The organism is Stenotrophomonas maltophilia, assembly GCF_001676385.1.
Lineage (GTDB): Bacteria > Pseudomonadota > Gammaproteobacteria > Xanthomonadales > Xanthomonadaceae > Stenotrophomonas > Stenotrophomonas maltophilia_J.
Genome location: NZ_LYVJ01000009.1, coordinates 226,899 through 232,898, shown reverse-complemented (window position 1 = coordinate 232,898; position 6,000 = coordinate 226,899). Strand labels below are relative to the sequence as shown.

Below are 6,000 nucleotides of genomic sequence, written 5' to 3'. Positions count from 1 at the left end.
GTCTGAGTTTGCACAATGCCGCAGGCATCTGGTGCAGATGCGGGTCAGTGAGATGCAGCGCTTGCGGCGATTGGTCGATCCGGATCTGATTGCGATGAAGCAGCGCCATATAGCTCAGCTATCTGACGACCTGAAACAATTGGATAAAGCTATTGCCGAGCAGCTTGAGGGACAGCCTGGCTGGAAGAATATCGGCGCGCTCAAAGGCGTCGGACCCATCCTGATCAGTACGCTGGCCTGCGAGCTCCCGGAACTGGGCAGTTTGGGAAGCAAAGCCATAGCATCACTGGTGGGTTTGGCCCCGATGAACCGCGAAAGTGGCACTTGGCAGGGTCAGCGACGCATCAGTGGTGGGCGCGCGGTGGTGCGCGAAGCCCTTTACATGGCGGCCCTCACCGCCATCCGGTACGAGCCGAGACTGCGCGCGTTTTACGCTGGCTTGAAGGCCAAGGGCAAAGCGAGCAAGGTGGCGCTCGTGGCGGTTATGCGCAAAATGCTGGTAATCCTCAACGCCCGCAAGCGGGACGCCGAGGTGACCCCCGGCTGCCCCTGACAAGACAGTTGCTACTGCAACCCCATCACCGCGCGCGCGGCGGCGCGTTGCCATTGTCCATGTCCGAGAAGATCAACCACGGCCCATTGCCCACGCGCGTCAACGTCAGCGTGAACTTGCCGGTGTCCGCCACAGTGTCGCCGTAGCGGTAGGCACCGATGATGTAGCCGGTGTTCCCATCGACCGAGTAGGCCAGCGCACGCAGCCGCAGCGGGCTGCCGCCCTGGCCGGCGTACGCCGCCTGGATTCCGCCACGTCCGCGGACCGGTGGCTGGTTGCTCTGCAGGACAAAGCCGTCTTCGGCAAACAGCGCGGCCAACGCCTTGGCATCGCCGCTGCGCCACGCCTGTTCGTAGTCGCGCAGCACGCGATCCAGCGCCGCCGGCAGTGCTGCATCGGGAAGGGGGCGCGCAGGCTGCGTGCCTTCAGCGCCGCGGGTGATTGCCGGCGTGGCCAGCAGCAGGGCGCTGCAGAAGCCCATGGCGAGTCGGATACCGCGCATGTGTCCGTACCCCGATGATGATGGAAGGATGCGGGAGCGCCCTGGCGCGGCGCTGGCTAGAATCACCCAGCCGCTCACGTGGCAGATGCACCGCAGATCAGACAAGGATACGGAATGAAGAAGCGAATCACAGGGATGGCGATGATGATCGCGTTGCTGGCAGCCTGCGGGCAGGCTCCGGAACGGGCTGCAGAATCCGCGCATACGGCAACGCCCGCCGCGACCGTCGAAGCAGCGGCCGCCACGGCCACGGTGGCCGCGACCGAACCGTCCATCGAAGACGGCGTGGTCCCTTCCGTATGGGACAACGAAGGCGAGCCGGAAAGCGAGCCGCCACCGGCAGCAGATGCCGAACTGGCCTGCACGGACGACCCGCTGGCGACCTACTTCTTCACTCTGGTCGGCGGCAACAGCGTGGACGACTGCGGCCGCAAGGACCCGAAGGTGCTGGCGGCGTTCGATGCGTTGATGAAGGGCACGCAGGACGCTGAATCCTCCGACAAGGCGATCAAGCCACTGCGCGCGCGCCTGCTCAGCGGCCCCAGTGCACCCGGCCAACCGTATCAACTGCAGGGCGAGACATGGTGGTTCTACACCGCCTGCCAGGCACACCAGTGCCCGACCACCGCGCTGGCGATGCTGTACTCGCCGGCCCAGGCGACGATGGTCGGCCGCCTCACCGCCCGCTGCAGAGTCTGGTGGCTCGGTGAGCCGACTGACGAACAGCGCGCGCTGATCGAGCGCGAACAACCGCTGGACGAAGCGATGCTGAAGGATGAGGGCGCGTCCTGCGAGTGATCGAGGGTACCGCCGGGTGACACTCGGCGTTACTCCTCCGGCCGCATCCGCATGCCGATCTGCGCGTTCAGTGCCAGCGCGGCCATTGCCAGTCCTTCCAGGACCCGATCACCCACGTACTCGGTCTCGGCGCCGTTCTGGCGCACGCGCTCGGCAGCCAGCAGCAGTTCCAGCGTCACGCGCTGGCCTGCCAGCGCGCAGTCCGCATCGGCCAGTGCCATGCAACGGCCCGGCATCTGGTGACGCTCCGGCCAGGGTTGGCCATCGGCTGCCGCGCCTTTGCCAATGCGGTGGAGCGTGGCGAGGAAGGCATTCGGATCGGTCGCAGCCGCGTGCGCTGGCGACTCACCTGCGTTGGTGGGCGAGTGATGCGGATGCAGGCGAGGGAAGTCCGGTGGGGTCATGGCAGTGCTCCGTGCAGGACAGGCGGTTGCCGCCACACGAAGGTGGCGGGCGGAGACGTGGCTCGAAAACCGGGCTTCTGTTGAACCGGCAGGCGCAAGGCCTCCACGCTCCGCCCGCCATGACCGGCTGACGGATTGCCCGCCGGCGCCACGCGAGGTGACGCCGGCGGGCAAGCGCAATCAAACAGAAGCACGGGTTTTCGAGGCCCGGCCACCCTTTTTCTGGTGGCCCCACCATCTGTACGCGTGTCGCTGCGCAGTGCCAATCAGAAGAGTTGCATTCAACGCTGGATCAAAGACGCTTCCGGCATTCTTGCACGCTGTTGAGCTGCCGCAGATGTAGGCGGCGCAACGGCCTTAATGGCATGGGAATATGCGACAGCGGTCGTGGTTGGGGCCCTCGGACGCCGCACCGGCAATGGGCAAAAGCGACACGATCGCGCCGGCCGGTAGGCAGCGGCGCCGGATGGCTAGGAGCAGCAGCGGGAATGGCGGCAGATCCGCATCACGCCGGCGAAAGCTGCCTCACCATGTCGGCGATGATCACGTGGACCAGTGTTCTCAGGAAATGCACCTCGCCTTCCAGGGTTGGGCCGATGTCGAAACGGGTCAGCCATTGCTGGTTTTCCTGCAGCACCTCTGCGTAAAGCGACTGGGCTTCGCTCGCGATGCGGTCGATCTGATGGCGCAGCTGCCGGGTGGCGGCTGGCCTTCCCAAGCCCAGGGCTTCACCGGCAGAAACCAGATGCTCGAAACGAAGATCGTGGAAGCGCGCGACACCGAGAATGGGCCACGACAGTTCCGAGCGTTCTGGCCAACGTGCGCCCTCGCCGGCATACGCGCGGGTCTCGTAACATGCGGTGGACAGCAGGTCGTAGTGGGGGGCCAATTCGATGCCCCTGCTGTCGACCAGGAAGCTCAGGTTCTTCAGGTGCGCATCGTTGTTGCCGGTGAGTACATTGAAGATCAACCAGTCGAACAGGCGGACGCGCGTCTTGAGCTTGCTTCTGCATTGCTCGACGATGACCCTCAGGGTGTCGATGCTGCCGAGCGCGTACTTGAACTGACGGTCGAGGTTGAGCAGCTGGCAGGCGTCGATCGCGTGCCGGCGGTGGATGGCGTCGGCGGTGATTTCGCGATCAAAGCGCTCGATGATGAAGACCGGCTCCGGTACGTAGCGGCGCTTGATCTTCGGCACCTGCAGCCCCATGCGCTGTGCAAGGCGCATCACGAACCATTCGTTGACCACACTGTGCGGGTAACTGCTGCTGGTGCTGTCAGGCTTGAGGATGTGGGTCGAGGGCTCGTCGCCCAGAGGCTGGTAGAGTTCCTCCCCCACCTCGATGATGGCCAGCTTGTGCTGGGCACCTGCCAGTGACATGCGCTTGGCGGCGCCGGCGGCGAGCGATGTACGTGGCAGCCCCTGGATACGTCTGGAGAGTTCCATATCGGGCAGCGGTTCCCTGCCACCGGGGAGCAGGTGCGTCCCGGGCGGGAGCAGCGTCAACGAGCCAGCCGATTCCGCGCCGTAGGCGGCCAGCAAGGCGAACGCATCGGCGCCATCCACCCTGGCATCGGTTGCCATCAGTGTGCGTTGTTGCTCTTCCGGCAGCAGGTTGTCGAAATACCACTGCACCGGGCGCTGGCTGGAGCCATCGGCGATGGCGGCTTCCTGCAGTGGCAATGCGGGTGCCAGCGGAAACCGATGTGCGTTGCCGAGCCACTCCGGCGCATAGGTGAAGCGCCACAGGTTTGCTGCCTCGGTCAGGCGGCCTACCGGCGCTTCATCGATGCTGACCTGCAGTTCGCGTGGTGGACGCGGATAGTGCAGTCCAGACAGAACGGTCGTTGTAATGACATCCTTGAGGTCGATACGGGGGGCGCTCATGGCACCTTCCCGTTGGCACGTCTTGTCAGAAGGGCCATGGCTTCGTCCGGCACGTCGATTTCGACATGCAGCCCCAGCTCGTCAAGCACGGTGAACAACTTGCCCCATTGCACCGTGGTACCGCCGCGTTCGACCTTGGCCAGGAAATTCTCGCTGACCCCGATGCCTTCGGCGGTTGCATCCTGGCGCAGCCCCTGATGCTTGCGGGCGGCTCTCACCAATGGTCCCAAGGCCTCAGCCTTCTCGAGCCTGATCTTCAACGGGAACTCCCCAGCAGAGCCTGACGCTCCGGATTCGACCCATCGTCTATATCATATAATCCTCATTGCCGTAAGGATTTTTCACGCAGGACCGGAGGTCCCCGAGAATCCTTGCATTCTTGAGGAATTCTATGGAAAAGGTCTGGATGCCGTGAAATCCTCATTAGCATAAGGATTTATTCGCAAGGATGCCGTGTTCGCCAGAAATCCTCATTATTGAAAGGATTTTCTGGTGTGATACGGAGTGCCATGCCTTCTCCGTTCATGGGCAGCGCCACGACGGCGGGACGTGCGCGATGCATCGGGGCCAGGTGGAGCCCGCCAGGAATGTGTCCGGGAAACTCTGCCTGGAGCGCAGGCTCAGGCGTGGTCGCACGCGGGCCACTACCAACCAGGGCCGCACGCGAAGCGACCGCTACCTGCTCGCGCGCCGCGCGCCCTTCTCGTCGTCTTCCTTGGCATCCCCACGGCTCTGCGCGAACTCCGGGAACGTCTTCGCGATCGAATCCTTGTCCGGCAGGATGTAGAACACACCGCCCTTCTCGAACGTGGAGTGCACGATCTGCTCGTAAAACGCGGGTGAGACGTTGATGCAGCCGTGGGTGACGCGGTTGTCGTCCGGCGAGGGCGAGGCCAACCGTTCGGCGCGCTTTTCTTTCGGGCTGCCCGGCGGCAGCGGGTGCATCGACACGGCGGAATCGTAGTCCACCCACAGCACGCGCCCGGCATCGTCGGACGGGCCGTAGCCACCAATGAAGCGGCCCGCAGGCGTGGTGCGGTCGTGTCCGGGGATCGCGCTCAGCGCGAGCTTGGCCACGCCGGGGGCCGAGTGATCGCCGATGGCCGAGCCGAACAGCGCCGGTGCGGCGCCGCGCAGCTTACCGTCGCCGCCGAAGATCAGAACCTGCGCGGCGGCCTTGTCCATGATGGCGAACGGGTAACCCTGGTTGTCCTTGCTGGCAACCACCCAGCCGGCCAGCTCGATCACTGTTTCGGACACGCTCTGGTCGGGCGGAAGTTCATCAACGGCGGCAATTCGCTGTTCAGGCGCTTCCTTGTCCTTGCCCTTGGCGCTGGCTGCGCCGCTGCACGCAACGGCCAGTGCCATCGCCAGTGCGGCATGGAGGGCGCGGCGTGCAGGGGAGGAGGAGGTACGAATGGGACGGCTCCTTGCAATGCAATCCTGGGTGGAAGGATGCCAGTGGCCGGCGAAGGCCACTGGTTCCCGATACAGAGGTGGATCAATTCAAAGGGTGAGGGAGCGATCAGCCGCGGGGCTTGCGACCGGCCGGGGCCCTTTCAAGCTGCTGGACGCGGCCTTCAATCTGATCCAGGCGCTGGTTGGCCTGTTGTGCGGACTGATTGGCGGATTCGGCGCTCTGGGCGGCGCCCTGCACCTTCACGTCGAGCTGGTCGAGGCGCGAGTTGATGGTTGCAAACTCGTCCTTGTAGGTGGCGCAGGCGCCGAGGCTGATGGTGGCGATGATTGCCACGCCGAGTGCGCGGGCCATCTTCAGGTGTTGCGAAGTCAGGTTCATTCCACTCCCTCCTTTGTCTGGGGAGTCTGGAATATAGCGGCCTTTGTTCCCAACGCT

General features: G+C 64.4%; 8 protein-coding genes. 2 read left to right on the top strand and 6 right to left on the bottom strand.

Annotation, left to right across the window (positions count from 1 at the left end):
- Positions 1-553: transposase (locus A9K58_RS13495; protein WP_155760492.1), on the top strand; the 553-nt coding region annotated here is incomplete at its 5' end.
- Positions 554-578: 25 nt separating this feature from the next.
- On the opposite strand, the gene A9K58_RS13490 is transcribed toward A9K58_RS13495, so the two are convergent.
- Positions 579-1,034 (bottom strand): YybH family protein, encoded by a 456-nt coding sequence (locus tag A9K58_RS13490; RefSeq protein ID WP_065199804.1) that lies wholly within the window; start codon positions 1,032-1,034, stop codon positions 579-581.
- A gap of 135 nt (positions 1,035-1,169) precedes the next feature.
- Between A9K58_RS13490 and A9K58_RS13485 the strand changes: the two genes are divergently transcribed.
- On the top strand, positions 1,170-1,853 hold the full coding sequence (locus tag A9K58_RS13485; RefSeq protein WP_065199803.1) for a hypothetical protein: 684 nt from the start codon (positions 1,170-1,172) through the stop codon (positions 1,851-1,853).
- A gap of 29 nt (positions 1,854-1,882) precedes the next feature.
- Here A9K58_RS13485 and A9K58_RS13480 read toward each other — a convergent pair whose 3' ends face one another.
- The 5 genes from A9K58_RS13480 to A9K58_RS13460 form a co-directional block, all read right to left on the bottom strand.
- A complete protein-coding gene (locus tag A9K58_RS13480) occupies positions 1,883-2,257 on the bottom strand; it encodes a hypothetical protein (protein ID WP_065199802.1) in 375 nt (124 codons plus the stop codon).
- A gap of 505 nt (positions 2,258-2,762) precedes the next feature.
- Entirely contained in the window at positions 2,763-4,145 is a 1,383-nt protein-coding gene (locus tag A9K58_RS13475) for a HipA domain-containing protein (RefSeq protein ID WP_081284066.1), read from the bottom strand.
- Positions 4,142-4,405, bottom strand: a complete 264-nt coding sequence (locus A9K58_RS13470) for a helix-turn-helix domain-containing protein (RefSeq protein WP_065199801.1) — start codon at positions 4,403-4,405, stop codon at positions 4,142-4,144. Before A9K58_RS13470 ends, A9K58_RS13475 begins: the two co-directional genes overlap by 4 nt.
- 415 nt (positions 4,406-4,820) lie before the next feature.
- Positions 4,821-5,513 carry a L,D-transpeptidase gene (locus A9K58_RS13465; protein ID WP_065199800.1) on the bottom strand — a complete coding sequence of 231 codons (693 nt, stop codon included), beginning with the start codon at positions 5,511-5,513 and terminating at the stop codon, positions 4,821-4,823.
- Positions 5,514-5,670: 157 nt separating this feature from the next.
- Complete coding sequence (locus tag A9K58_RS13460; RefSeq protein ID WP_065199799.1) at positions 5,671-5,943, bottom strand: hypothetical protein; 273 nt, start codon at positions 5,941-5,943, stop codon at positions 5,671-5,673.
- Positions 5,944-6,000: the final 57 nt, after the last annotated feature.

What these genes read in the sequence shown, in the direction of transcription:
- A9K58_RS13490 (WP_065199804.1), bottom strand. Translation starts at nt 1,034, where the DNA reads ATGGGCTTCTGCAGCGCCCTGCTGCTGGCCACGCCGGCAATCACCCGC.
- A9K58_RS13485 (WP_065199803.1), top strand. Translation starts at nt 1,170, where the DNA reads ATGAAGAAGCGAATCACAGGGATGGCGATGATGATCGCGTTGCTGGCA.
- A9K58_RS13480 (WP_065199802.1), bottom strand. Translation starts at nt 2,257, where the DNA reads ATGACCCCACCGGACTTCCCTCGCCTGCATCCGCATCACTCGCCCACC.
- A9K58_RS13475 (WP_081284066.1), bottom strand. Translation starts at nt 4,145, where the DNA reads ATGAGCGCCCCCCGTATCGACCTCAAGGATGTCATTACAACGACCGTT.
- A9K58_RS13465 (WP_065199800.1), bottom strand. Translation starts at nt 5,513, where the DNA reads ATGGCACTGGCCGTTGCGTGCAGCGGCGCAGCCAGCGCCAAGGGCAAG.
- A9K58_RS13460 (WP_065199799.1), bottom strand. Translation starts at nt 5,943, where the DNA reads ATGAACCTGACTTCGCAACACCTGAAGATGGCCCGCGCACTCGGCGTG.